The organism is Neobacillus cucumis (assembly GCF_023715505.1).
Genome location: NZ_JAMBOH010000039.1, coordinates 1 through 25,740, shown reverse-complemented (window position 1 = coordinate 25,740; position 25,740 = coordinate 1). Strand labels below are relative to the sequence as shown.

Here is a 25,740-nt window from a genome sequence, read left to right as displayed (position 1 = left end):
AGTAAGCTAACGGATCCCGCCTTACTTATCCTTTTTCGCTGCCTTTCGAAGTAATCTGGCATTCTCTAAACCTGCATCACTAAAGGAATTATCGCTGTTTACACTTTCACCGACTGGTCCGCCGTCCATGCCGATTTTTACAGATGTATCCTTTTGATCGTTTGTCTTCGCCATCTTTCATCCCTCATTCTATTTATTCTGAACAAGCATAGTGTCAACTTAATTCTGGATAATATCCTTCTTTCATAATTAAAAAGCTAAATATTGCAGATAATCTAACTAACACGATCTTAAGGAGGCTCAAATGGAAACAAACAATTTTGATCCAAATTTAAATCCAACATCTAAAAAGAACAGAGAAGAGAATCTAGAAATAAGTTCCACTGGTTATGGACTTGAATCGGTTTCAAAAGATACCGGAGAAGCAAGCAAACAACAAACAAAGGGGACCAACCAATCCTGCGGAGGGTTATAATCTCTAAGTTAAAACCAAATCCCCCAATCATTAATGGGGGATTTGTCGTTAAAGCATCTTAATCCTGTAGATTTAGTCCATGCTGCAGGACTGTCTCTTTAATTTTTTCTGGTGAAACCCTGGTTTCATTATATTCAATCTTCACCTCGCCGTCCTCAGTATCCACTAAGGCTCTTTCAATGCCATCCATCTGAGATAGGATCGATTCCAACGACTGAATTGGTTGTTCATTTACAGCATCTTTTACATAAATCGTTAAGTTGGCCACAAGCATCTTCCTTCCCTGTTTATTTGCAGTCTCCGTATAGAAGATCTCCAAAATAACAGGAATTATCCTGAAAAAGTAGAGAAGAAATGTATCAAAGGAAAAATAACATTTATGGACAAATATTATTAAAGAATGAGAATGAATTGGCTAATCTTTAAATTTTTCAAATAAAATCAGCATAAGACCCTTTTAGTAATCTTCGAAATTATACTTTAGTCTTTTACATACTTCTCCCGTAAATCGGCAATCCCCTCTTTGCAGACTCCATAGGAAAGCCAGGAGCATCCCTTACAAATATAATCCAAATCATCTGGTTCCACTTTTTCAGCCGTTAATTGAACTAAAAGGGACTTATTGTAGACAGCACCTTCGATTAATCCCAGTTGACGAATGACGTTAAAGTCCATTGTTAGGACATGCTCATTAGAACCAGCGCTTGCCTCGCAGGTCATTTTTCCCTTATGTGGACACGTACAACAAGTATCATCTAGTGCAGCTACCACTTGTATTGGAAAGTCCAATCGATCATCTCTAATTTGCTCGACAATTTCGCTCATTTTTTTTACAAAATCAGGACTGTAACCCATCCCACGAAAGCCATGTACACATAATAAATGGTGACCCCGTAAACTCAAACTCAACGATACCACTCCTTTGTCATCCATTATACCGGTTTTTTCTGAGTTTTTTATCAGATTTTCGTGATGTAAACCTAATTAATTAGTGTTAAAATTATTAGAAATATATTCCAATATATGTATGCACATTACCTTGTTCAAGGTAGAGCTTTATTTGAACGAATATTTCTTTTTTTGACTCATTACGGGATGTTAAGTTCAAGAAAGTATCCAAATCTCTTTGCAGAATACATGAAACCGGTACGTTAGAATAAAAGGCATTTTGAAGAAGTTAGATGCCCTAGCAGATGAAAAGATGATAGAGTTAGAGGCAATTCAGAAGGAAAAGCTGGAGATTATTGAGAGGCTGTAGAATATTAAAATAAATGGAGGTAAAATCTATGACTCAGCACTTGAGTACCCTAGTCATCATCATCGTAATCTTTATTTTCGGTATCTACAGGCGGGTTCGTCGGAATATTGGCTGGCAGGAGCTTCATCCTCGTAAATTGGTAATCAGGACGTGTATTCTCTTTATTATTGGGCTGGCCCTTTTATCTGCAGGGCTTACCCATCCGATCAGCTTAACCTCAGATGTTGCTGGGATTCTAGTAGGTATCCTTCTCGGCTATTATGGGGCAGCTTTAACTACCTTTGAGAAGAGAGAAAAGCATTGGTATTACCGTCCAAATATATGGATAGGGAGCACGGTTACTTTCATCTTTTTAGCCAGGCTTATCTATCGTTTTTATCGGATGTACACATCTGGGATACTAACCGATGCAGCATTACAAAAGCAAACAAATGGCTACCAAAATATTAGCGCAGCCGTCGGAAGTTCCTGGACAGCAGGACTATTGCTCATTATGTTTGCTTATTATATTTTCTATTATTTAATTTTATTAAAGAAAAAAAAGCACTTTACTCAAACCGAAAATTAATATTGGTAAAAATATGGTTATCTGCATCGTCAAACAAAGCGAGAATTACTTATTATCGAAAAAGCCTCTCTGTAAGTTTAGAGAGGCTATACGTGATTCATGCGCAAAAAGATTATTCTAAATAATTCTCCAGATATTTTAAGTGTTAGAGCAAAAGACATGGATATCATTTTGGCTGTAGCAAATGATCGATTATGGACAAAGTGCTGCCAGGCTTTCGAGTGGATTGACTTATCGGAAGATGCTCGTTTTGAAACAAATGCAAAGCGAGTTGCCCATCGTCAAGAACTTATAAATATTATGTCTGAGAGACTGATTACGATGGAAAGCATAGATATTTTTGAAAAGATGGATCATGCTGGGGTCCCATGTGGTCCAATACACACGATTGATCAAGTTCTTAATCACCCTCAGGATCAAGCAAGGGAAATGATGATTGAAATTGAACATCCTAATGTAAAGAATTTGAAAGTGCCGGGATTTCCAGTTAAATTATCGGATACTCCTTCTAACGTTCGACGCCACCCACCTTTGCTTGGCGAACACACAGACGAAGTCTTAGGGGAACTTGGTTACACCAGAGCACAAATTGAAAACCTAAAAAAGTGTGAATGTAATATAATTCCAAATTTAAGACATAGTAGGAGTTTCTTATCTAGACACTTGATCTAATAGGAAAGGGAACTAAAATCGTGTTCGGCTGTCAGTCATTAACAAATGGTGACCAGCAAAAGGCAGTGAATACGCCTCTTACGACCACAGGAAAAGGTGCGATTTCCGCTGTCTCAACAAAGGAGCAAATCATTCAATTACTGCAATAATAAGATTTAATACGCACTCTTTTTGAGTGCGATTTTTACTTTATCTGGATAGTAACAAAAGGAGTGTAGAAAGAAAAAATTTAAGAAGCTTGCTTTTTTTAATTACAAAATCTATGAAAATGCTTACAGGGTATTATGATGGAAGTATAAATTTAAAAGGGGAGAGATAGGAGTATGTCAGTCTTAAGGGAAGAAGCATTAAAGATGCATAAGGAACATCAAGGAAAACTTGCAGTAACTTCTAAGGTTCCAGTAAATAATGCTAAAGATTTAAGTTTAGCTTATTCTCCTGGTGTTGCAGAACCTTGTCTGGATATTCACCAGGACGAAAGTAAGGTATATGATTACACTATGAAGGGGAATCTAGTTGCAGTTGTATCAAACGGAACGGCTGTACTTGGCCTTGGGAATATCGGTCCAAAAGCTGCAATGCCGGTAATGGAAGGAAAGGCAGTGTTATTTAAATCATTTGCCAATGTGGATGCATTCCCTATTTGTCTAGGTACCACTAATACAAAAGAAATTGTTAGTACGGTCAAATTATTAGAACCTACCTTCGGAGGAATAAACTTAGAAGATATTGCTGCACCCCAATGTTTTGAGATTGAAGATCAGCTGCGAAAAGCTTGTGATATCCCTGTTTTCCATGATGATCAGCATGGTACAGCTATTGTAACAGCTGCTGGATTAATTAATGCTCTTATACTGGCAAACAAAAAGCTAGAAGATATTCGTGTTGTGGTAAACGGTGCTGGTGCAGCAGGAGTAGCAATTGTAAAACTCTTGCTTCATATGGGGGTAAAGGATGTTATTCTTTGTGATACAAAAGGAGTCATCTATAAGGGGCGCCCTTTTGGAATGAATAAGTTCAAAGAGGAAATGGCTGAGGTTACAAATAAAGAACAAAAACAAGGGATGTTGGCGGATGCTCTTGTTGGTGCTGACGTATTCGTTGGTGTTTCAGCAGCAGGTGCCGTAACAACAGAAATGGTTCGTACTATGCAACGTGACCCGATTATTTTTGCCATGGCCAATCCCGTACCGGAGATTATGCCGGAAGAAGCAAAACAAGCGGGAGCATTGGTTGTAGGTACAGGACGTTCGGACTATTCAAATCAGGTCAATAATGTTTTGGCGTTTCCGGGAATTTTCCGCGGAGCGTTAGATGTTCAGGCAAGAGAAATCAATGAGGAAATGAAGATTGCTGCAGTTCATGCGATTGCTGGTTTAATTTCAGAGGTAGAACTTCATGCAGACTATGTCATCCCCAATCCATTTGATAAGAGAGTAGCTGCACATGTGGCAGCCGCAGTTGCTTCCGCTGCAATGGAAACAGGCGTTTCCCGAAAGAATATCAGTGTAGAACAAATTAAAGCCAGCCTATCAGTAGCAAAAGAAGAAACAAAACTTGCACTAGTCTAAACAAATCAAAAGAAGAAAATCCCTTTTTTAAACGGGATTTTCTTTTTTATTAAGGCTCTTTTCGTAAACCTTGCTGCTTAATTAAAAGAGGCTAGACCTATTACTAATAAAAGAGGATTTTAAATGATTCTTATTCCCTGTTCATCACAAACGACCTTTTCATTATCACTTAGGTTTGTAAATACTACTGGGGTAATAATTGAGGGTACTTTCTCTTTAATGAATTCAAAGTCAACCTCGAGCAGCTTTTGTCCCTTTTTAACGGTTTGCCCGTCCTTGACAAAAGAAGTGAACCCCTCGCCTTTTAAGTTGACTGTTTCCATTCCTACATGAATTAGAATCTCTCTTCCGTTATGATCAAGGAGGCTCACAGCATGCTTTGTTGGAAATACACTTATTACTTTTCCATCGACCGGTGAAACAACCGTTCCCTTTGTTGGCTGGACCGCAAAACCATCTCCCATCATTTTTTGTGAAAAGACAGGGTCTGGAACGGTTTCGATAGGTATTAATTGTCCCTCTAACGGTTGTAAGATAAATGGATCACTTTCAACCGTTTTCTTTTTAAAAAAACCTTTAAACATTTGAAAACCACCTTTATGCGTTCTTTTATTGTGCAAAACAGGACTAAGGAACCGGTTCCAATTTTGATAAAAAATTTAGGATTATCTTTTATTTTAATGAACTGCAGAAAAAAATTCAACGATTTTACTCTAAATGACTTTCTTCATGGAAAAAATGATTTTATACTAAAGTAGACCAAGGACGAAAACTATTAAATTAACCGATCAAATGAATAATACAAATTAGTTACATGAAAAATGAGGTTGAAGCTATGAAAACTATTGCAGACATTGCCCGATTATCTGGTGTTGCCAAGAGTACTGTTTCCAGGTATTTAAATGGCGGGTCTGTCGGCGAATTAACAAAGAAAAAGATTGAGCGGGTAATAAAAGAAACGGGTTATATTCCTAATACTTTTGCTCAAAGTTTAAAAGCAAAGAAACCAAATATTATTGGGACAATCGTGCCTCGGCTGGATTCCTATGCTACTTCACAAACTTTAATAGGAATAGATGAGCAGCTTAGGGAACTGAATTACCAAATGTTAATTTCAAACACTAGTCAGGATCTAGATCGTGAAATCGAAAATATTTACACCATGGCTAGGCAAAAGGTAGCGGGAATTATTTTGCTTGCAACACAAATTACCGATACACACATTGAAGCATTCCAGCAGCTGCAAATACCTATTTTACTAGTTGGTCAGCAGCATCAAGCTGTGTATAGTCTCATCCATAATGATTTTGAGGCGGGTTATGATATAGGTAAATATGTAATCGCCAAAGGACACCGGAAAATAGCCTACTTAGGAGTTACGGAACAAGATATTGCTGTCGGCGTCAACAGAAAAAAAGGGTTCACAAAGGCGATTCAAGAGGCGGGTGACTGTGAAGTTAAATACTATGAGACGAGCTTTAAAATGGCGGAGGCAATCAAAAGGGTTCCGGATATAATTGATAAGTTCAATCCTTCTATACTTGTTTGTGCAACAGATAACATAGCCCTTGGTGCTTTAAAAGCAGCTCATTTAAAGGGGATTAATGTACCGGATCACTTATCCATTACAGGCTTCGGAGGATATGAGGTTACGGAGATCATCCATCCTAGCTTAACGACTGTTCAGTTTTTTTATAAAGAGGCCGGACAAGTGGCTGCCCAAAGTATGGTTAAACTAATTAACAGTGAAGAATTATCCCCAATTATTTTATCAAAATATAAAATAATTGAACGAGAAAGCGTTGACAATTTATTAAGTGGTAAATTATAATGTGTTTGGAATCGGTTCCACAAAGAACCGTTTTTCTAACCAGAAAAATAGAACCGGTTCCAAAAACACTGCGTTTTATTTTTTTAACCCTGTTTGGAACCGGTTCTACAACAAGGTAATTCTAAATAGATACCCAGAAACCATAAAAAAGGAGAATGAATCATGAACCACAAGGAAGTTGCACAAGCGATTTTGGATGCAATTGGCGGTAAAGAAAATGTCTCAGCTGCAGCACATTGTGCTACACGACTGCGTTTAGTTTTACATGACGAAGAAAAGGTGGACCAAGCGGCATTAGATGCAATTGATACGGTAAAAGGAACATTTTCTACAGCTGGACAATTCCAAATCATCTTAGGTTCTGGAATTGTTAATGAAGTATATAAACCATTTGTAAACCTTGCAGGGATTAACGAGATGTCAACAAGCCAGGTAAAAAATGCAGGAGCGAAAAAGCAAAATCCTCTTTTGCAGTTAGTTAAATTACTTTCTGATATTTTTGTTCCAATTATTCCAGCCATCGTTGCGGGTGGTTTATTGATGGGACTGAATAACTTATTAACGGCTAAAGATTTATTTATGGATGGGAAATCTTTAATTGATGCGAATCCGGGTATCGCTGACTTAGCTGCGATGATTAATACGTTTGCAAATGCTGCCTTTGTATTTTTGCCAGTATTAATAGGGTTTTCGGCAACAAAACGATTTGGAGGAAATGCCTATTTAGGGGCTGCCCTTGGGATGATTATGGTTCATCCAGATTTGTTAAATGCTTATAGCTACGGAGCCGCTTTAGTGGATCACAAAGTACCAGTTTGGCACATACTTGGTTTTGATATTGAAAAGGTAGGCTATCAAGGAACGGTACTGCCCGTTTTGGCTGCTTCTTTTATTCTAGCAAAAATAGAAATTAGTTTGCGTAAAGTTATTCCATCTGCTTTGGATAATCTATTAACACCACTATTATCTATTTTGGTAACGGGAGTTTTAACGTTTACCCTTGTAGGTCCGTTTATGAGAACAGCTGGTAACCTTTTCACAGACGGCCTTGTTTGGTTATATGATACGACGGGATTTATTGGCGGCGCTCTTTTAGGGCTATTCTATGCCCCAATCGTGATAACAGGTATGCATCAAAGCTTTGTTGCGGTTGAAACACAATTAATCTCCGATATTGCAAAAACGGGTGGCTCATTCCTATTCCCAATAGCAGCTATGTCAAACGTTGCTCAAGGTGCAGCAACTCTTGCTGTGTTGCTTGTGACGAAAGATAAAAAGCTGAAGAGTCTTGCTTCTGCTTCCGGTATTTCCGCACTATTAGGAATTACAGAGCCAGCGATGTTCGGTATCAATTTAAAGCTAAAATATCCATTTATAGGAGCAATTATTGGATCTGGTGTTGCATCAGGGTTTATCACCTTCTTTAAGGTAAAAGCAGTTGCATTGGGAGCGGCCGGTCTGCCAGGAATCATTTCAATCAAGCCGGGTTCCATTCTTCTTTATGTAATTGGAATGGCTATTTCCATTGTAGTAGCATTCGTCGTTACTTTTGTACTGGCTAAGCGTGATTCTAGAAAAAGTACTTCGGCCAATGAGAAACAAGCGGCATAATCAATAACAAAGAGGGGAATCAGGTGATTCTCCTTTCTTTCATAAGGAGTTAGACAAACATGATTTGGACAAAAGAGCAGCGATATCGCCGGATAGAAGAAGCAAGCAAAGAAGAAATCTTGAATTTGCAAGCAGCAGTTGAGGGATGCCAATGGCGGCAAACTTTTCACATACAACCAGAAACAGGTTTATTAAATGATCCCAATGGTTTTTCTTATTATAATGGAGAATATCACTTGTTTTATCAATGGTTTCCGCTAGGACCCGTGCACGGACTAAAATATTGGTATCACACTAAATCAAAGGATCTGGTTCATTGGGAAAATGCTGGAATCGGAATTGAACCCTCAAGTAAGTTCGATCGTCATGGGGCTTATTCCGGAAGTGCGATTGAGCATGAGGGGAAACTGCATTTCCTTTATACAGGCAATACTCGTGATGAGAACTGGGTGCGACATCCCTATCAATGCCTAGCTTTTATGGATGTGAATGGAAAAATAAATAAGTTAGAACAACCCGTGATAGATCATGTACCATATGGCTATACAGACCACTTCCGTGACCCTAAAGTTTGGAAAGCAGGAAATGAATACTATGCTGTCATTGGTGCGCAGCGGGAAAATGAGACAGGCTGTGTTGTGTTGTATCGTTCTCTAGATTTGCAGAATTGGAATTTCGAAGGGGAATTGCGAACCAGCCTGTCAAGTTTCGGCTATATGTGGGAATGCCCGGACTATTTTGAATTGCAGGACCAAGGTGTCTTAATTTTTTCTCCTCAGGGACTAACCCCTAATGGCGATCTGTTTCAAAATATTTATCAATCTGGTTATGTTCTTGGCGAACCACTTGATGTAAGAACACGAACCCTGACACATGGCTCCTTTCAGGAACTGGATAGAGGTTTTGATTTTTATGCACCACAAACGATGTTGGCGCCAGATGGCCGCAGAATTTTAGTGGGTTGGATGGGGCTTCCGGAAATGGAATACCCGACTGACAAAAATGGTTGGGCTCATTGTTTGACGCTTCCTAGAGAATTATCGATCCGTGGAAGCAAGCTCGTTCAGCAGCCAGTCAAAGAGCTTCAAGGACTCCGTAAACAGCAGCATAATATAAGTGATGTCCTCTTCGATGAGAAGAATGTTTACGAGCATTTTAATGGGGCTTCTTTTGAGATGATATGTGAATTTGAGAACTTTGATGCGGAAGTATTCGGTGTGGAATTCAGAGCGGGTGCAAAGGAAAAAACAATTCTTAAATATGATGCGGTCCAGAAAAAGGTCATATTAGACCGTACTTTCTCAGGAGAACCAGTAGGAGAACAGTATGGAACTGAGAGGAAATGCTCTGTGGATGGAACTAAAATAAAGCTTCATCTTTTTGTGGATATCTCTTCTGTTGAGATTTTTATAAATGATGGTGAAGAGGTATTTACCAGCAGGATTTTCCCGGGTGCGGACAGCAAGGAGATCCGTTTTTTTGCAGAAGGCGGAAGGGCATTATTTCAAGCAAGCAAATGGGACATTTAGTAGGAGCATGAGGTGTAGATGATGGGAACTATGTATTCAATTGGTGAGGTATTGATCGATTTTATTCCCCTTCAAAAGGGAAAAGCGCTTAAAGATGTGTTAGAGTTTGAGCGGGCTCCAGGTGGCGCTCCAGCAAATGTCGCAGCCGCAGTAGCGAAATACGGAGGAAGGGCATCGATGATTACCAAATTAGGTAATGATGCGTTTGGTGATTTCCTTTTAGAGCAGCTTCAGCAGGCAGGGGTGATGACGGATAAAATATCAAGAACAAGTGAGGCGAATACGGGGCTTGCCTTCGTATCGTTACGAGCTGACGGAGAGAGGGACTTTTCGTTTTATCGCAAACCTTCTGCGGATCTTTTGCTGCATGAAAGTGAAATAGAGGAGAATTGGTTTGAAGAGGGTGATATTCTCCATTTTTGTTCAGTAGATTTAGTGGAGAGTCCGATGAAGCAGGCCCATGTAAAGGCAATTCGTTTAGCAAAGGATAAGGGCAGTATAATCAGTTTCGACCCCAATGTCCGTCTGCCTCTGTGGGAACATCCTGAAGCTTGCAGAAAGACAATTTTAGAATTTATTCCGAAGGCACAGCTTGTGAAAATATCGGATGAAGAGCTAGAATTCATTACTGGAATTAATGAGGTAGATCGAGCAATTCAATCTTTATTTGTTGGTGACGTTAAAGCTGTTATTTTTACAAAAGGTTCTCAAGGTGCAGAACTATATGTTAAAGGCCAACAATTTCAATCAAGCGGGTTCGCAGTTGATGTGCAGGATACCACTGGAGCTGGAGATGCTTTCATTGGGGGCTTTTTATACAAGCTTTTAGAAAAAAACGTTAGACAACAAAATCTTGAAGAAGTTCTCCATAAATATTATCAAGAAATTCTTACGTATGCCAATGCAAGTGGAGCTCTTACGACCACAGGAAAAGGGGCGATTTCCTCCCTCCCAACAAAGGAGGAAATTATTCAACTAGTGCAAGAATAAGTGTTTAAGTACACACTAACAAGGAAAGGCAGTGTTTTACTTTGCTGCCTCTCTTTTAGTGTGTAAGAGAAAGAAACGGTTCAAGTAGATAGACCTAAATCAAACACTAAAAATATTTATCTGCAATTTTTTCAGCCGTCCGGGTGGCAAGGGCTTGGGTGGTAAGAGTTGGATTAGGCCCGCCTAGGCTATTGTAAAGTACGCTATTATCTGCGATAAATAACCTTTTTACCTGATGTGCCTCGCAATTTGTGTCCGTGACATAACCAATTCGCATGGTGCTGTGAATATGAATAAACACACCAGGCGGCATGTTTGTACGAATAATCTGTTTTGCACCAGCCTTTATTAAAATATCTGCCCCAATTCTAGTTAAGTATTCCCTTTTAGGAATGTCGTTTTTATTAGGGTTATAATTAAGGATAGGAACATGACCATGCTCATCCATTCGAACGGGATCTAACGAAATTCCATTCCTTTGATTCACCTCATCATCAATAATTACGGCAATACTTAAAGTCCTTGGATAATCGGACATGACCTTTTTTAGCATCGAACCTGTTATTACTCCTTCTAATCCCTTTGGGGAAGGAGTGTTGAAGAGGGCATAACCCGATTGGCTGGATCCATATAATAAAGTAGAATAAGCACCAGGGCTGGTTCCGAAAGCTAATAGCATCCCAAGACCAGGGTAGTCAAATCTTGCCCCAGAGGTTTGTCCTATGTACGGTAATCCCTCTGAAATTCCCAAGATGCTGGTTAAAACCCTCTCATCAAATATACCTGTAATACAATCAAACCAATGGTTCGTTAAGCCTTTTCCCACCCAAGGGTTATCTGGTAGTTTTGAATTCAGCCAAAGTCGAGGTGTTTCAATCACACCAGCTGACATAACGATAACCTTTGCTCTTAATTCAGCTGTTTCAGCTGTCCATGTGTTTCTAACCTGTACTCCGATCGCTGAAAGTCCTATAGTGGAATCATCATCAGTTAAAATCTTGGTCACAAACGTGTTAGGTTGAATTTCGACATTTCCTGTCTTTAGAGCCAATGGTATGTAACTAACTAATGTTGACCGTTTCGCTACAGTTTCAACGGAAGGCCCTATTTTACAACCATTTATACAATGCCCTCTGAGTGTACATCCTAAATGTGGCTCATTAAAATCAAACCTGGGATTATTGATCTGCGGGTCAGGCTGAAGAATGGCATTTGGCTGCGGACGGTATCCTGGAGTTGTAACATTATTGGTTTTTAATAGCGACCACCCTGCTTTTTTCGCCCCATAAAAAAATAACTCCTCTTTTGCTGTCATGGGTGCTGGTTTCACAGGAAGAGTAGCTTCGACTTTTTCATAGTAGGGAATCAATTCACGATAGGAAATAGGCCATACGTGATCTACTGCCATCGGATAAGCCCGTGGTGAATTAGCAAGGTATTGGAGGGTTGTTCCTCCTATCCCAGAATTCTGCCAGATAAATCCCTTTTGCTGTAATCCCCGGAACCACGGCTTTTGATTCCTGTCAGCCGGTCCCCAACGTAATTTTCCGGATACCAAATCGTTCATGTCTTCTTCATAATCAGTAAAACATTTGTCTAAAATTTCTTTACTCAAATCCGTTACCCCTGAGCTGGTTAGGGCTCCAGGATGCTTGTTAGGTTCGGGCCATTTTTGATTGCCGTACCATGGCCCAGCTTCCAATAGTAAGACAGATATTCCCTTTTCACCAAGTTCTTTGGCGATGACCGCGCCGCCGCCTGCTCCAATAACAATTACATCAGCATCAAGACACATGCTTAGGTTCCTCCTATTCTATAAACCTATCGACTAGGTATCCCCGCAATGCATGATACCCTTTTGAAGGGCCGGGATATTTGACTTGGATCCAACTTATGGGAAATGTTTCTAAATTGCGATTGTTAGGCGGGTTCAAACGTGTTGTCCCATATCCAGACCATTCCGAGTAGAAACCAAACATCGCAAGTCTGTTTATAACATCAATGACAGGCAGTACAAAACGAGGATTCTGGTTGAAAGGATATGGTAAGTATGCAGGATTAATCGTAAGCTGTTCTAAAAGAGTTACGGAGCGTAAACGGTCTTCTGGTGTTAGGGCTGAGAAAATGATGTTATTAGGAATTTTGTAAAAGGTAAGTGCCTGGATATACCCGCTGTTTAATGCTAATTGATGGGCCGCTAATTCAAGCAGTTCAGCTGTTTGTCTTGATAATGAGTAGTTTGTATTTTTTAGGAGGGAAACCGAATGGTCTAGTGTCCAAATGATGTATTCATGGATGGGTAATTCAGATGCACCAAAGTATTGTATGTTAAAAAGTTTTTGAGCAAGTGCTGGAATACTAGGGATTATTGCCTGTACAAAAGCTTCGAATACGGTCTTAGTAAATGGATCAGTGCCCATATAACCCACCTCTTTAACTTGGGTACTAAAATACACTTTTATATTTATATGTGTGCTTAAGGAAGAAAATATCTAATCATTTTAATATCCGAAAGGGAGATTACTTGGTGTCGAAGGTTGATTTATAGAAAGTAAATTAGGTATTTATTACCGGTATAGTTTTATTAAAAAAGACCATTTGAAAGCGTTGACAATTCATTTAAACATGATAGAATCAAAGCATAAACAAAAACAAAATAAAACAATTCCCTTTTAGGATTGTTACTGTCCAGCAGGCAAAACCTAAATTACTCAAAGTATGAGAATGCTATGTTCTTATATTCTGAGTAGTTTAGGTTTTTTGTTTTTCTTGGATTGAAAGCGAATACAAAAATAGTTTTTAAAATTTTGGAGGTGTTTTTGATGGCTAAAAAGGATTACACAGGATTAACAAAGAACATTTTAGAGTTAGTCGGCGGGAAAGAAAATATTAACAGTGTGTTTCATTGTGTAACAAGACTTCGTTTTAAATTAAAGGACGAGAAAATCGCCAAAACGGAAGAGATCAAAAATTTAGAGGGCGTTGTGACCGTTATGCAAAGTGGCGGGCAATATCAGGTTGTTATTGGTAACCACGTACCTGATGTCTATGCAACGTTCTTACAAGTAGCGAATATGAGTGGAGCAGTTGATAATGATGCAGGAGAAGAAAACAAAGCAGGATTACTTGCTAGATTTATAGATATGATTTCTGGAGTGTTTACTCCGATCTTAGGCGTTTTAGCCGCAACAGGTATGATTAAAGGTTTCGCTGCACTAATCCTTGCTTTAGGCTGGGTGACAGCAACATCAGGAACTTATAACTTACTAAATATCGCAGGAGACGGTTTATTCAATTTCTTACCCATCTTCTTAGGATACACAGCAATGAAAAAATTCGGTGGGACACCTTTTATCGGAATGGCAATTGCCGCGTCTTTGGTGCATCCAACATTGTCGACGTTAACAGCAGGAAATCCACTTTATACACTATTTAAAGGTTCATTATTCCAGTCTGATATTCGTATTACGTTCTTAGGTATACCAGTTATCATGATGAGTTATGCTTCATCTGTTATTCCGATTTTACTTTCAGCATTTTTTGCAGCAAAAGTAGAAAAAGGGTTCAAAAAAATTGTTCCAGATGTTGTAAAAACTTTCGTAGTTCCATTTTTAACGATTATCATTATGGTTCCATTAACTTTCTTAGTGATTGGTCCGGTTGCTACATGGGCAGGTACTCTTCTTGGTGCTGCGACATTATGGATTTATAAGCTAAGCCCTGTTGTAGCCGGTTTAATACTCGGAGGGTTCTGGCAAATATTCGTTATCTTTGGACTTCACTGGGGACTAGTCCCAATCGCCATTAACAACTTAACAACTTTACATTTTGATCCAGTTCTGGCAACAACCGTTATGGTATGTTTCGCACAAATTGGTGCAGTATTAGCAGTAATGTTAAAGACAAAAAACAAAGGATTGAAATCACTAAGTGTTCCAGCTTTCATTTCAGGTATTTTCGGTGTTACAGAACCAGCTATTTACGGTGTAACGTTACCACTTAAAAAACCTTTTATTATGAGCTGTATCGGCGGTGCAGTCGGCGGTGGTATTATTGGTGCTACTGCAGGGAAATTATGGATGTTTGGTGGTATGGGGATCTTCGTTTTCCCAGCCTTTATCAAACCAGGTTCATCACTAGATATGTCGTTCTATGGAGCAATCATTGCTTTAATTGCAGGCTTTGTAGTAGCGTTTGTTTTAACATATCTATTCGGTTTCAAAGATCAAGCAAATAAAGAAAAATCAGCAAATGAACCAAAGACAGTAAAAGTGATCGATAAAACCCGTATGCAAGAAGTTGCAAGTCCGTTAAAAGGAAAAGTGATTCCATTAAATCAAGTAGAAGACGCAGCATTTTCAAGTGAAGTAATGGGAAAAGGCATTGCGATTGAACCATCAGAAGGAAAAGTAGTTTCTCCAGTGAACGGCGTGGTAACCACACTATTCAGAACCAAACATGCGGTTGGCATTACATCAGATTATGGCGTGGAAATCCTCATTCATGTTGGCATGGATACTGTTAAGTTAGAAGGAGAACACTTTACCGCTCATATCAATCAAGGCGATACCGTCAAAGCAGGTGATTTATTGGTAGAATTTGACATCGCTAAAATTAAAGCAGCGGGTTGTGAAGTAACAACACCTATTATCATCACCAACAGTGGAGATTACGCAGAAATTAATCCAACAGCAAAAAAAGCAATCGAACAGAAGGAAACATTATTAACGATTTGTGGTTAATGAAAAAAGAAGCGTGGGGACGGTTCTGCTGCTCCGGGATCCGGAAGCATGAGAAACGTCCCCATGCTTCACAAAAGTGCCTTACCCAATTGGGGTGAAGGCACTTTTTGTTGGTCAGTGATATGTGTTAGAATTTCTTAGGTGAGGTGGGGAAAATGGAGCAGCTGATTTATACACTTTTGGCGTATATAAATAATTCTCTTAATAAGGATATCAATTATTACATAGCGAAAAGTCTTTTGGAGCATATCCATAAGATTGAGAGTTTTTCATTAGATAGTGTTGCAGAGGCATGTAATGTGGCTCCTTCGACAATTAATCGTTTTTGCAAAAGGATTGGTTTTAGAAATTTTTCAAACCTAAGAAATAGTGTTGCTGTTCCAATGGGAGCCTCTTTCCATGAAAATTCTGATTCTGAATTAAGCACTCAGATGTTTTTTAAACAATTAAATGAAAATATTGAGATGATAGATAATATCCCAACGCCTCAGATTGATCAGATAGCAAATCAAATTAAGAAATCGAGAAGAATTGTGATCTTAGGTTTTGAAAAACATCAAGTTCAAGCAATGGAATTGCAAAAAAAACTATTCCTTCTTGGAAAGCTATGCGAATGTGATACAAATCTATTTAAACAAATTGATGGATTATCTGATTTATTGGATGAAGATATGATTATAACGATCTCCATTCAAGGAAATATCCTTTCTCATCATTTTCCAATTAGTGAAAAAATCAAAACCGCTAAAGGTAAGAAAGTGCTGATTACTTTTTCTAGTGAGCTTCGTAACTTGGAAATGTTTCATGAAGTTTTGCAATGTGGCAAAATTGAGAATGGTAGTGTTAGCAGCTATACTCTATTGCGATTATTTGATATCTTAATCAACCGGTATCAACGTTTTTTGTGAATCTAATTTGACTTCAACTGGTCTTAAATAGACCAGTTTTTTTTGTTGGTCGATAGTATGATTATCTTATTCGCAAAACCTTAATGTATTAAAGAGAATCATTAATTTATAAAAAGATAAGACTGATTATTTAACAATTGGAGGTATAACAATGGAAAAGAGGCGTTTTCCTGAAGGTTTTTTATGGGGCGGAGCAACCGCAGCTAACCAATTAGAAGGTGCTTATAATGAAGGCGGTAAGGGTTTATCGATTTTTGATATGGTTACCTTTATCCCGAAAGAAGAGCGTAAAAATGACATCGAAATGGATGTCAGAAGTGAAGAAGAATTAGAAGCGTTATTCGCAGGGAATGAGGGTGACAACTTCCCTAAACGCCGCGGAATTGACTTTTATCACCGCTATAAGGAAGACATCGCCTTGTTTGATGAAATGGGCTTTAAAACCTTCCGATTGTCGATTTCTTGGCCGCGTATCTTTCCAAATGGGGATGAATTGGAGCCAAATGAAGAAGGCCTGGCATTCTACGACAAGGTGTTTGATGAACTATTAAAATATGGCATTGAGCCTTTGGTGACTTTATCTCACTATGAAATGCCGCTCCACTTGGTGCAAAAATATAATGGCTGGACCGACCGCCGCTTAGTCGATTACTTCGTTCATTATGCAGAAACTGTATTTAATCGCTATAAAACCAAGGTGAAATACTGGTTAACGTTTAATGAAATTAATGTATCAACCATTTCTCCGTATATTGGCAGCGGGATTCTTGTCGACCGTATCGATCATAAAGAACAAGCCGTTTATCAAGCTCTGCACCATCAATTTGTGGCAAGTGCACGGGCCGTAAAAGCCTGTCATGAAATGATTCCAGATGCGATGATCGGCTGTATGCTGGCACGTATGGAAGTATATCCAGAAACATGCAGTCCAGATGATGTTTTAGCGGCATTAGAAGAAGATCAAAAGAATCTATTCTTCACAGATGTTCAAGTACGCGGCTATTATCCAAGCTATATGCTGAGCTATTTTGAAAAAAATAATATCCAAATTGAGATGTTACCGGGTGATGAGGAAATCTTGTTGCAGCATCCAGTAGACTTCTTATCATTTAGCTACTATATGACGATGGTGACAAGTGGTAATCCTGATCGGTTAAAAGAAAAAGGAAACTTCTTCAGTGGAATTAAAAACCCTTATTTAGAAGCATCTGATTGGGGCTGGCAAATTGATCCTAAAGGCTTAAGGATTACCTTGAAGAAAATGTATGACCGCTATCAAGTACCTTTATTCATCGTTGAAAATGGATTAGGAGCCTATGATAAGGTAGAAGAAGATGGTTCAATCAATGATGATTATCGGATTGATTATCTACGTGCCCATATTGAACAAATGGGAGAGGCCATCAATGACGGAGTAGAAGTGATGGGTTACACCAGCTGGGGCTGTATTGATTTAATCAGCGCAAGCACCTCAGAAATGTCTAAACGTTATGGATTCATCTATGTCGACCAAGATGACCATGGTAACGGTACATTAGAAAGAAAGAAGAAAAAATCTTTCTATTGGTATAAGAATGTTATTGAAACTAACGGTGAAGATTTGTAATTGCCGAATGGAAGCATGGGGACGGTTCTCCTGCTCTGGAAGCAAGAGAACCGTCCCCGCGCTCGCAAAGTGTCTTACCCTATTGGGTAAGGCATTTTTTTGTTGTTTTGAATCATGCGTATTTGATTTGTTGAGAAAAATAGACTTAAATGAAAGAGTGACTAATCTGTGAAAGAGTGAAAAAATGATGGATATTTCCTTTAAAGCAATTTCTATTACAAACGAAATTGATCTAAACAAAATTGCTTTACAATGCGGCATTCCAAAGAAGTTCACCTGGGAAGAACCTTTAATCCTGAGAGGACGCATCCTTCAAACCATTCTAGGGAAAGAAGTGGACGAATCGAAAAGTGTTCTGGTTTTTTCGTTTGGAAGTGTGGTATTTATTAATCACTCGACGGACGATGAGATCAAGGTTTTTTTAAACTACCTCCAAACTTTCGAGCCGGAAATGGATCTGAAAAACATAGGCAGGTATTCGGACGATTATAGTCTTCATATCAATGAAAAAGCAGCCCTTGAATTGACCGACGAATATGTAGTTGTACCTGAATACGAGCCTTTTTACCCTGAATTAATTTCTACTGTTCTTGCAAAATCGGTTGCTCTTGAAAAAACGGAGGAACAATTAGAGGGCATTCACGACAGGCTCGAAACCATGATTGACCGGCTGGAAAAAGGGAAGCTACGTATAGGCAATAAAGAATTGGCAAGGACGACTGCAAAAATTCTACGTCATGACTATAACACTTTAGCCTATATCATGATTTTGGATAAGCCAGATATCACTTGGAAGAGCAGTAATGCCAACGAATTTTACGACAAAATGATGGATTTTTTTGAATTGAACGACCGCCATATAATTTTAAAAAGCAAAACAGAAATTTTATATAACATTATTGATGGTTTCTCCACCATTAGCCATTCAATCCGAGGGCTGTTCGTGGAATGGATTGTCGTGATTCTAATTGTAATCGAAATCGTAATAACAGTCTTACAGATTTTAGGCTGGATCCCTTGAGAGCCTGTTTTGGTCTCTTTCAAAAATAACACCCACGCAAAGGGACGGTTCTCGTGCTTCCGAAGCAAGAGAACCGTCCGTGGTTCTAAGATACTACTTTTAAATTTTTTCCTGCCCCAATCGATTGCGAACTATACTTCTCACGTACGAGCAGGATGGCTATGGCTGAGATAATGCATGGAATTGCGAATGCTAAGAAGTTTACCTGCAGGGGCAGTTGTGAACTTAGCAAGATACCTCCTAGTGTTGGACCAAGGATGCCGCCAATCCTGCCAATTCCTAGTTCCCAGCCTACTCCTGTTGATCTTATTTCATTAGGATAATATTGAGATACATAGGCATTCATAATAATTTGTGTGCCTGTTGTAGCTCCGCCAGCAATGAAGAGAAGCAGGTATAACAAAAACATGTTTGGCTTAAAGCTTAACAAGGTTAATGCCAAAAACCCCGTAATGAAAAACGAAAGTAAGACAAGTCTTGAACCGAAACGGTCGGCAAGCTTTCCGCCAAAGATTGCACCAACAATAGCACCGACATTTAATGTAATCAAGAAGGTCAAGCTAGACCCAATTGGAAAACCGGATGCTTGCATAAGTTTTGGAAGCCAAGTGCTAAGACCATACATAACGAGTAAACACATAAATGCTGCAACCCAAAACATGATGGTACTGAACGCACGCTTTTCACTAAATAGCTTTCGAACAGTAAACGTAGAATCCTTGCTAACTATCTCAGTAATAAATTCATCTGTAGAGCTATATTGGCTGGCTCCATCAATCCGATTAAGAAGCTGGGCTAGTTTCTCCTTTTTATTTTTCAAGACATAATACCCAAACGATTCAGGAAGTGTTTTATAAAGAATTGGAATAAATAAAATCGGAGTGGCTGCAACCCAAACGACTGCACGCCAGCTAAATAATGGTAAAAGATAGAGTGCACCTAAAGAAGCGGCCACACCGCCGGCCGCATGTCCGCTGAACATAATGGAAACAAGCGTGCTTCGATATTTCTTTGGGGCATATTCTGTCACAAGTGCAATCAGGTTCGGCATGACCCCGCCTAGACCGAGTCCGGCAAGAAATCTTTGAAAACCAAAAGACTCAGGTCCATTTGAAAATCCTGAAGTAAAGGTGAAAATTGTAAAAATGGCACAACAAGCTAAAATAACGTTCTTCCTGCCCATCCTGTCAGCGAGGGGCCCGAAAATCAAGGCTCCGAGCATCATCCCAAATAGGGCATAACTACTCAATTTTCCTGCTTCAACAGGATTAATTCCCCAATCTTGCATTAACGATGGCAGAATGGCCCCTAACATAAACATGTCGTAACCATCACAAATAATGATAAACAAACAGCTAATGATTAAAATTAAATGAAAGCGGTTAAATTTTTGGTTATCAATAAAGGTATTGACATTTACTTTCCTCATTTGAAACTCCTCCCCCTTTGTTCGTTCCCCCGTATAATCAACTACTCAGTTAATGAAAAACCTAAATTAATTCGTTTAATCCCCATAACAATAGTAATAATTATCGATACATTTCCTCCAATCTGTGAGTATGGTAGAAGATGAATGCGTTTGCAAGTCACAGCTATAATTTCCACTAATAGTAAACTTGTTTATCTAAAAGTGATTATAATATTGGTGGAATCATTTTTCAAGAATTATTAATATTTTTAAAATTAAGATTTTAAAAATGACAAAAAAGAAATCACGGGGACGGTTCTCCTGCTTCGGAAGCAAGAGAACCGTCCCCGTGATTTTCTAGTATGCCGATTTGTAGCCGAAGCTCTTTGATATCTGCCGGCTAATTTCTAAAATAAATTCACTGTGAGGATCGTTATCGTTTTTGGGTATTTGCTCGGAGAAACCAACAATCGCCACCGCACCTAAAAGCTCTCTTTTGTAATTTAAAACGGGAAAAGAAACAGAGGAGACGGAAGGTACAAGCGGTTCTCTTGCAAATGCAATTTCTTTTTCCCTAATGTGCAATATCTCTTTTTCCAGTTGTTGAAGTTGTTCTTGGGGGATCCTTTTACTTTCACTTTCTTTCCAGTTCTGAATAATATCCTCATTCGAGAATGCCATGAAAATTTTACCAGCAGCAGAAAACAGCGGCAGTAGCGTTCCGATGGTTGCCCCAATATTAAAGCCTTGGCTTACATTAAACATCCTAATAACCATCGGACCATTATTGGTCCAAATAGAAAATAACACGGTACTTGAAGTTTTGCTATTAAGCAGTTCTAAGTAAGGCGTAATCCGATCAAGGACATTTTCCTGGTCAACCGCCGCCATGCCGTATTCCACTAATTTGCTGCCAAGTAAGTAAGCACCAGACCCCTTTTCTCGATAGAGGATTCCCAATTGAGTAAAGGTATTAAGATATTTATAGAGATTACTCTTTGTTGTCTGTGAAAGCTCTTGAATTTCAGAGAACTTTATTGGCTTTCCATGTTTAGCAATTAAATCAATGATCCCCATGCCAATTTCAAGGGATTGAATAGTAGCCCCTTTTTTAACATTTTCCATATTGCCCTCCAATACATCTACCAATAGTTTATATGTTTTTAAAATAACAAACTCCATCTTACTTTTAAAGAGACAGACTTAAGATTAACTCCAAAATTTATTTTTTGTAATGTTAATATTGACAATTGTCTGAATACTGTTTTATCATAATAGTGACCATTGTATCCTATTGATGGACACAGTTAATATCAAATTACTTACGCAATGAAAGAACAGGAAATGACACATAAAAACAAAAGGGGAGAATCGACAGATGAAATTGATAACGTTTTCAAGAGAAGGAGTTTCACGTGTAGGAGCAGTAGAAGGAAATAATGTAATTGATTTAAATTTAGCTTACCAGTCATTGCTAGAATCTGAAGGGCAACTTCGCTACCGCCAAATTGCTGAAGCATATGTTCCTTCAGACATGAACGGTCTTCTACAAGGAGGCAAGGAAAGTTTAGCGAAAGCTGAGGAAGCGATTCAATTTGCCCTAAACAATAAAGAAGACAAAGGCCGCAAACTTGTCTTGTCCACAGATGAGGTAAAAGTAGAAGCGCCTGTTCCAAATCCAGGGAAAATGATTTGCGTAGGTCATAATTATCGGGAACATATTTTGGAAATGAAACGTGAAATTCCACAACATCCGGTTGTATTTGCAAAGTTTGCTAACACTGTTATTGGCCCACAAGACGATATCCCGTTCTTCCCAATTTCAGAGCAGCTTGATTATGAAGCAGAATTTGCCTTTGTCATTGGCAAAAGAGCAAGGAATGTATCACAAGAAGATGCCTTAGACTATGTGGCAGGTTACACAATTGTAAATGATGTTACTTACCGTGATATCCAGCGCCGGACCCTTCAATGGCTTCAAGGAAAAACAGTTGAGGGAAGTGCCCCAATGGGTCCATGGCTTATCACTACCGATGAACTAGAAAATCCATCTGGTTTAGAGGTTGTTTTAACAGTGAACGGTGAAGAAAGACAACATACGAATACTGCTAATCTTGTATTCTCTGTTCAATACTTAGTTGAATTTTTATCTAACTTGATGACTCTTGAACCAGGAGATGTCATTTTAACAGGTACCCCAGGCGGAGTAGGGTTTGCGATGAACCCGCAGACCTTCCTTAAAGATGGCGATGTCGTCAAAATCGAAATTGATCAAATTGGTTCACTAGAAAATACGGTCAAAAAAGTGGCTGTTGAGGTGAAATTATAATGACATTGACTACGATTCAGCCAGCTATCGAATCGGTTCAACAATCGTTAGATCAAATGATTAAAACAACCAACGCTCTTTCTGAGGAAACCATTCGCTGGAAACCAAGTGAAGAAGAATGGTCCATCATGGAAATCTTATGTCATGTATTAGAAGCTGTTCCTTATTGGATTGGTGAAATCAACTATTTAAAAGCGAATCCGGGAGCAGAATGGGGAAGGAATCACCTTCAGCAAGCACGTCTTGATGCAGTTGCAGCTGCGGATCAGCGGAGTGTGGAGGAAATCGTTAACGAACTTACTAGATTAAAAGATCAAGTGGGAGAAGAACTCGGCAGCTTAGATAGCGATACTTTAGCAGCTGAAGCACCGAGCCGTAATCCTAATTTTGGAACAAAACCAATCTCGTTTATAGTGAACCACTTAATTGTGGAGCATGCGAGTAAGCATTTTGGACAAATCCAACGGAATCTATCGAAACTAGATTAATAAGGGGAGGGTTTTTAATGGCTGAGAAAACAGAATTTATGGGTAGTAAACTGGTGTTGGACTTTAATAAAGATCTTGAACAATATAATCTAGGACCGCTTTGGGAGGCGATCCCGGCATTAATGCATAAACAGCCAGAACCTCAGGCAAAGGCTTATCTGTGGAAAGGCGAAGTGATTTATAAAAAATTAATGGAAGCTTCCACCATCTTTACTCCTGATCGCGGTGGAGAAAGAAGAGCGATTTATTTCCAAAACCCAGGATTAACGTATCGGCAGCCGTGGGGCTGGGCTTCGACAACACAAACACTTTATGCGGCTGCACAATTGATCTTACCAGGAGAGAAAGCACCGTCCCATCGTCATTCACAAGCCGCCCTACGTTTTATTACACATGGTGAAGGTGCGTATACGATTGTGCAAGGTGAGCGGATTTTTATGGAAGAAGGAGATTTCCTAATTACACCAAAGAATCTTTGGCATGGTCATGGTCATGTTGGGGATAAGCCAATGATTTGGATGGATGTGCTGGATATCCCAGTCATTTATTCCATGGGTGGTACCTTCTTTGAGCCATATCCAGAGAAACTTGAAGAACCGAAAGTCCCAGATAACTTCTCTTCTCATCGCTATGAGGGAGGAATGGTTCGACCAATCGCAGACCGCTATCCAATGTCTGCTCCGCTTGGTTCATATAAATGGAACAAAACAGAGGATGCCATTAAAGGCTTAAGCAGATATGAGCCAGACCAATATGATGGTTATGCTGTAGAGTACATTAACCCATCAACAGGTGAAACGGCTAATAAAAATATTGCATCATGGATGCAGAAGCTTCCGAAAGGATATCATTCCAAAGCACACCGCCACACCCATGCGACGATTTATAATGTGTTTAAGGGTTCTGGTTATAGTGTCATTAATGGTGTCCGTTTTGACTGGTCAGCAGGAGACTATTTTGTAGTTCCAAACTGGGCATGGCATGAGCATGTTGCTGATGAAGATTCGTACTTGTTCTCAGTCAGTGACCTGCCAATTATGGAACAATTTGACCTCGAACAAACACAAGCATACGAACAAAATAAAGGCCATCAAACCATCACAGGTGAATTTAAACCCAAATTGGCCTAACTTGAAAAACCGTTCCTTCATTATATCGAAGGAACGGCTTTTCTTTTGGGAAGATGTGGGAGCACGGGGACGTTTCTCATGCTCCTGAAGCATGAGAAACGTCCCCGTGCTTCCCTAAACCCCCTGAATTAGTTAAAATAAAAGGAAATGCAGATGATTCGTTTGCGATTTAATTAAATTGGCGGGGGAGAGCATTAAAATGAATAGAGTAGTGATTACAGGTATTGGAGCCGTTACTCCTGTAGGGAATGATGCTCTTACAACATGGGATAACATTAAAAAAGGGGTTTCAGGTATTGGTCCTGCGACAATATTTGATGTAGAAAAGGTAGATGTCAAAATTGCTGCTGAAGTAAAAGACTTTAAACCAGAAGCATTTATAGATAAAAAAGAAGCAAGAAGAATGGGACGTTATAGTCAGTTCGCTGTTGCTGCTAGTAAAATGGCTGTTCACGATGCAGACTTTAAGATCGGTGTAGATATTCATCCTGAACGCATCGGTGTTTGGATTGGGTCCGGAATTGGCGGTTTAGGGGAATTCGAGGAACAGCATCGGAAATTTATTGAAAAAGGCCAGAGAAGGGTAAATCCGTTTACCATTCCCATGTTTATTCCGGACATGGCGGCAGGTCAAGTTTCCATAGAACTTGGAGCAAAAGGAATGAACAATTGTTCGGTGACTGCCTGTGCTTCTGGGGCCAATTCCATCGGTGATGCATTCCGTGTGATTCAAAAGGGTGATGTGGATATGATGGTAGCAGGCGGTACAGAAGCAACGATTACGGAGATGACTGTTGCTGGTTTCTCTAATATGACCGCTCTTTCAAAGAATCCAGACCCCAACACAGCAAGCCGGCCTTTTGATAAGAATCGTGATGGATTTGTGATTGGCGAGGGCGCTGGAATTATCGTATTAGAAGAATTAGAGCATGCTTTGGCCCGTGGTGCCCACATATATGGAGAACTGATTGGCTATGGGGCTACAGGTGATGCTCATCATATTACAACCCCTGCGCCAAATGGAGAGGGCGCCCAGCGTGCAATGAAATTGGCATTAGCAGATGCCGGGATTTCACCGGAGCAAGTGGATTACATCAATGCACACGGGACCTCCACTTATTATAATGATTTGTACGAAACCCTAGCGATTAAAGAAGTGTTTAAAGAACATGCTTATAAGCTTTCGGTAAGTTCGACCAAATCAATGACAGGCCACCTATTGGGCGCAACCGGAGCAATTGAGGCTATTCTATCTCTCTTTGCCATCAAGGAAGGTATCATTCCTCCAACCATTAATTATGAAACACCAGATGAGGGACTTGACTTAGATTATGTCCCAAATATGGCGAAGAAGAAAGATGTACAAGTGGTCCTATCCAATTCATTAGGTTTTGGCGGACATAATGCCACATTGATTTTTAGAAAATTTACTGAATAACAATAAATGGGTCCTAAATGAAGGAAAAGGTAAAAAAAGAAGAGGCTGGGACAAAACCCACCTCTAAGATGAAAAAGCCGGTGGAATTTTACGATAAGTAAAATTTCACCGGCTTTGATTTTTTTTAAATAAAAATAAGGACCACTTCTGATAAAATAAAGTTAC

General features: G+C 39.3%; 25 protein-coding genes. 17 read left to right on the top strand and 8 right to left on the bottom strand.

Translation table 11 applies throughout. The features are described 5' to 3' along the window. Positions 1 to 21: 21 nt before the first annotated feature. Positions 22 to 174 carry a hypothetical protein gene (locus tag M3226_RS28380; protein ID WP_251572474.1) on the bottom strand — a complete coding sequence of 51 codons (153 nt, stop codon included), beginning with the start codon at positions 172 to 174 and terminating at the stop codon, positions 22 to 24. A 130-nt stretch (positions 175 to 304) separates the two neighbouring features. Between M3226_RS28380 and M3226_RS28375 the strand changes: the two genes are divergently transcribed. After that, positions 305 to 475 (top strand): hypothetical protein, encoded by a 171-nt coding sequence (locus M3226_RS28375; RefSeq protein ID WP_251572472.1) that lies wholly within the window; start codon positions 305 to 307, stop codon positions 473 to 475. Between the two features lie 58 nt (positions 476 to 533). On the opposite strand, the gene M3226_RS28370 is transcribed toward M3226_RS28375, so the two are convergent. After that, positions 534 to 749, bottom strand: a complete 216-nt coding sequence (locus M3226_RS28370) for a heavy-metal-associated domain-containing protein (protein WP_251572508.1) — start codon at positions 747 to 749, stop codon at positions 534 to 536. A 206-nt stretch (positions 750 to 955) separates the two neighbouring features. After that, a complete protein-coding gene (locus M3226_RS28365) occupies positions 956 to 1,330 on the bottom strand; it encodes a DUF1284 domain-containing protein (RefSeq protein ID WP_374110697.1) in 375 nt (124 codons plus the stop codon). 431 nt (positions 1,331 to 1,761) lie between these two features. Here M3226_RS28365 and M3226_RS28360 point away from each other — a divergent pair, with 431 nt between their 5' ends. The 4 genes from M3226_RS28360 (at position 1,762) to M3226_RS28350 (ending at position 4,544) form a co-directional block, all read left to right on the top strand. Continuing rightward, the gene (locus M3226_RS28360) at positions 1,762 to 2,301 is read left to right on the top strand and encodes a hypothetical protein (RefSeq protein WP_251572468.1); all 540 of its coding nucleotides are present in this window, start codon (positions 1,762 to 1,764) and stop codon (positions 2,299 to 2,301) included. A 99-nt stretch (positions 2,302 to 2,400) separates the two neighbouring features. Further along, positions 2,401 to 2,973 carry a CoA transferase gene (locus M3226_RS28355; RefSeq protein ID WP_251572466.1) on the top strand — a complete coding sequence of 191 codons (573 nt, stop codon included), beginning with the start codon at positions 2,401 to 2,403 and terminating at the stop codon, positions 2,971 to 2,973. Positions 2,974 to 2,993: 20 nt separating this feature from the next. Further along, complete coding sequence (locus tag M3226_RS32380; RefSeq protein ID WP_285858034.1) at positions 2,994 to 3,122, top strand: hypothetical protein; 129 nt, start codon at positions 2,994 to 2,996, stop codon at positions 3,120 to 3,122. A 174-nt stretch (positions 3,123 to 3,296) separates the two neighbouring features. Continuing rightward, the gene (locus tag M3226_RS28350) at positions 3,297 to 4,544 is read left to right on the top strand and encodes an NAD(P)-dependent malic enzyme (protein ID WP_251572464.1); all 1,248 of its coding nucleotides are present in this window, start codon (positions 3,297 to 3,299) and stop codon (positions 4,542 to 4,544) included. A 119-nt stretch (positions 4,545 to 4,663) separates the two neighbouring features. Here the strand turns inward: M3226_RS28350 and M3226_RS28345 are convergent, their stop codons facing one another. Then, complete coding sequence (locus M3226_RS28345) at positions 4,664 to 5,128, bottom strand: PTS sugar transporter subunit IIA (RefSeq protein WP_285858033.1); 465 nt, start codon at positions 5,126 to 5,128, stop codon at positions 4,664 to 4,666. Positions 5,129 to 5,379: 251 nt separating this feature from the next. Between M3226_RS28345 and M3226_RS28340 the strand changes: the two genes are divergently transcribed. From M3226_RS28340 to M3226_RS28325, 4 genes are all read left to right on the top strand, one after another. After that, positions 5,380 to 6,375 (top strand): LacI family DNA-binding transcriptional regulator, encoded by a 996-nt coding sequence (locus M3226_RS28340; RefSeq protein WP_251572462.1) that lies wholly within the window; start codon positions 5,380 to 5,382, stop codon positions 6,373 to 6,375. Positions 6,376 to 6,537: 162 nt separating this feature from the next. Next, positions 6,538 to 7,986, top strand: coding sequence for a sucrose-specific PTS transporter subunit IIBC (locus M3226_RS28335; protein WP_251572459.1), 1,449 nt, complete (start codon positions 6,538 to 6,540; stop codon positions 7,984 to 7,986). Positions 7,987 to 8,045: 59 nt separating this feature from the next. Continuing rightward, a complete protein-coding gene (locus M3226_RS28330) occupies positions 8,046 to 9,515 on the top strand; it encodes a glycoside hydrolase family 32 protein (RefSeq protein ID WP_251572457.1) in 1,470 nt (489 codons plus the stop codon). A 21-nt stretch (positions 9,516 to 9,536) separates the two neighbouring features. Next, the gene (locus M3226_RS28325) at positions 9,537 to 10,505 is read left to right on the top strand and encodes a carbohydrate kinase family protein (protein WP_251572507.1); all 969 of its coding nucleotides are present in this window, start codon (positions 9,537 to 9,539) and stop codon (positions 10,503 to 10,505) included. Positions 10,506 to 10,611: 106 nt separating this feature from the next. Here the strand turns inward: M3226_RS28325 and M3226_RS28320 are convergent, their stop codons facing one another. Both M3226_RS28320 and M3226_RS28315 read right to left on the bottom strand, forming a co-directional pair. Then, positions 10,612 to 12,300, bottom strand: a complete 1,689-nt coding sequence (locus tag M3226_RS28320; protein WP_251572455.1) for a GMC family oxidoreductase N-terminal domain-containing protein — start codon at positions 12,298 to 12,300, stop codon at positions 10,612 to 10,614. A 13-nt stretch (positions 12,301 to 12,313) separates the two neighbouring features. Next, positions 12,314 to 12,925, bottom strand: a complete 612-nt coding sequence (locus tag M3226_RS28315; protein ID WP_251572454.1) for a hypothetical protein — start codon at positions 12,923 to 12,925, stop codon at positions 12,314 to 12,316. Positions 12,926 to 13,327: 402 nt separating this feature from the next. Here M3226_RS28315 and M3226_RS28310 point away from each other — a divergent pair, with 402 nt between their 5' ends. From M3226_RS28310 to M3226_RS28295, 4 genes are all read left to right on the top strand, one after another. After that, a complete protein-coding gene (locus M3226_RS28310) occupies positions 13,328 to 15,247 on the top strand; it encodes a beta-glucoside-specific PTS transporter subunit IIABC (protein ID WP_251572452.1) in 1,920 nt (639 codons plus the stop codon). A gap of 155 nt (positions 15,248 to 15,402) precedes the next feature. Beyond that, the gene (locus tag M3226_RS28305; RefSeq protein WP_251572450.1) at positions 15,403 to 16,155 is read left to right on the top strand and encodes a MurR/RpiR family transcriptional regulator; all 753 of its coding nucleotides are present in this window, start codon (positions 15,403 to 15,405) and stop codon (positions 16,153 to 16,155) included. A gap of 145 nt (positions 16,156 to 16,300) precedes the next feature. Continuing rightward, positions 16,301 to 17,761 (top strand): glycoside hydrolase family 1 protein, encoded by a 1,461-nt coding sequence (locus M3226_RS28300; RefSeq protein ID WP_308211999.1) that lies wholly within the window; start codon positions 16,301 to 16,303, stop codon positions 17,759 to 17,761. Positions 17,762 to 17,945: 184 nt separating this feature from the next. Then, the gene (locus tag M3226_RS28295) at positions 17,946 to 18,782 is read left to right on the top strand and encodes an RMD1 family protein (protein WP_251572445.1); all 837 of its coding nucleotides are present in this window, start codon (positions 17,946 to 17,948) and stop codon (positions 18,780 to 18,782) included. Positions 18,783 to 18,867: 85 nt separating this feature from the next. On the opposite strand, the gene M3226_RS28290 is transcribed toward M3226_RS28295, so the two are convergent. Together M3226_RS28290 and M3226_RS28285 are read right to left on the bottom strand one after the other, a co-directional pair. Next, a complete protein-coding gene (locus M3226_RS28290; protein ID WP_251572443.1) occupies positions 18,868 to 20,211 on the bottom strand; it encodes an MFS transporter in 1,344 nt (447 codons plus the stop codon). 336 nt (positions 20,212 to 20,547) lie between these two features. After that, on the bottom strand, positions 20,548 to 21,315 hold the full coding sequence (locus M3226_RS28285; RefSeq protein WP_251572442.1) for an IclR family transcriptional regulator: 768 nt from the start codon (positions 21,313 to 21,315) through the stop codon (positions 20,548 to 20,550). Positions 21,316 to 21,568: 253 nt separating this feature from the next. Here M3226_RS28285 and M3226_RS28280 point away from each other — a divergent pair, with 253 nt between their 5' ends. The 4 genes from M3226_RS28280 to fabF all read left to right on the top strand — a co-directional run bounded on the left by M3226_RS28280 (position 21,569) and on the right by fabF (position 25,575). Beyond that, on the top strand, positions 21,569 to 22,519 hold the full coding sequence (locus tag M3226_RS28280) for a fumarylacetoacetate hydrolase family protein (protein WP_251572440.1): 951 nt from the start codon (positions 21,569 to 21,571) through the stop codon (positions 22,517 to 22,519). Continuing rightward, complete coding sequence (locus tag M3226_RS28275) at positions 22,519 to 23,007, top strand: DinB family protein (protein WP_251572438.1); 489 nt, start codon at positions 22,519 to 22,521, stop codon at positions 23,005 to 23,007. Before M3226_RS28280 ends, M3226_RS28275 begins: the two co-directional genes overlap by 1 nt. 17 nt (positions 23,008 to 23,024) lie before the next feature. Further along, positions 23,025 to 24,137: a cupin domain-containing protein gene (locus M3226_RS28270; RefSeq protein WP_251572436.1), complete on the top strand. Its 1,113-nt coding sequence runs from the start codon at positions 23,025 to 23,027 to the stop codon at positions 24,135 to 24,137. Between the two features lie 199 nt (positions 24,138 to 24,336). Then, complete coding sequence (gene fabF, locus M3226_RS28265) at positions 24,337 to 25,575, top strand: beta-ketoacyl-ACP synthase II (protein ID WP_251572434.1); 1,239 nt, start codon at positions 24,337 to 24,339, stop codon at positions 25,573 to 25,575. Positions 25,576 to 25,740: the final 165 nt, after the last annotated feature.